The sequence below is a fragment of the Sedimentimonas flavescens genome, assembly GCF_019264375.1.
Taxonomy (GTDB): Bacteria; Pseudomonadota; Alphaproteobacteria; order Rhodobacterales; family Rhodobacteraceae; genus Rhodobacter; species Rhodobacter flavescens.
The window spans coordinates 1-1,173 of sequence record NZ_JAHVAI010000055.1 but is presented as its reverse complement, the minus strand read 5'-3'; the positions used below and the strand labels follow the sequence as shown (position 1 = coordinate 1,173).

At 60.0% G+C, this 1,173-nt stretch carries 1 protein-coding gene; it reads left to right on the top strand.

Features of this window, described 5'->3' with window-relative positions:
- The coding region (locus KTQ37_RS16645) for a DUF6538 domain-containing protein (RefSeq protein WP_236021306.1) at positions 1 to 1,173 on the top strand (1,173 nt) is incomplete at both ends.

Here is a 1,173-nt window from a genome sequence, read left to right as displayed (position 1 = left end):
GGAGAACAAAGCTGCACCCCACTCATTCGTCAAAGACGGTGTCTTCTACTTCGTGAGGCGTGTGCCTAACGATTTGTTGCACCACTACACGTCCCGAAAAATCTCATACTCCTTACGCACAAGATCGGCGTCAGTGGCCGCCTCACGCGCTCTCAGAGCGGCGCAGAGGCTTGATGAACATTGGTATCATCTGAGGGTCAAAGACAGCGATCTGCCCGGGAAGCACATGCTGCGCATGGCCCAGGCGCATGACCCTATCGCGCCGCCTCAGGCGATGGCGCAACCTGTGGCCGAAACCGTGAAGCTTTCGGAGGCGGTCGGCATCTACCTGCGGCTCAAAGGGCAGGGGCGCCCGGTCACGTTCCAACGGGCCGCTGAGCGTTCTTGTGGCTATGTGATTGATGTCTGCGGCGACAGGGATATCACGGCCTACAAGAAGGCTGACGCCAATGCGTTCCGAGACGATCTGATCAAGCGAAAGCTCGCGGGCAGCAGCATCACCCGCATCGTCGGGACCGTCAGGGCGGTGATCAACTTCGCGGCCAGTGAGATGGGCATCGACATCACCAACCCGTTCGGCAACGTCTACTATGACCGAAGCGCAGGGGTCGAAGACAGGTCGCCGCTGCCGCTTGATGTGATCCACGCCCTGCAGTCCGAGTGCCGGAAGATCGACGATGATCTGCGCTGGCTGGTTGCGCTGGTGTCCGATACCGGGATGCGCCTTGCCGAAGCTGCTGGGTTGCTCAAGGAAGACCTCAAGCTCGATGCGCCCATTCCGCATGTGGTCATACGCGAGCATCCCTGGCGCAGGCTGAAAACGTCGTCATCAGCTCGGGTCGTTCCCTTGGTCGGGATGTCGCTCTGGGCCGCGCGACGCATCCACGAAAGCGTTGATGACAGCGTGTTTGCCTTCCCGCGATATAACCGGGACCAGCAGACAAACGCGAACTCGGCGAGTGCTGCACTCAACAAATGGATGAAGCCAAACGTCCCGAAGAAATGCACGATGCACAGCTTCCGCCATTCGATGCGGGACAGGCTGCGAGCGGTCGAATGTCCTGCCGACATCGTGGACCAGATCGGAGGCTGGCAGACCGAAGGCGTCGGTCATAGCTACGGGTCCGGCTATCCACTGGAAGTCCTGGCGAAGTGGATGCGACATAGCTGCAG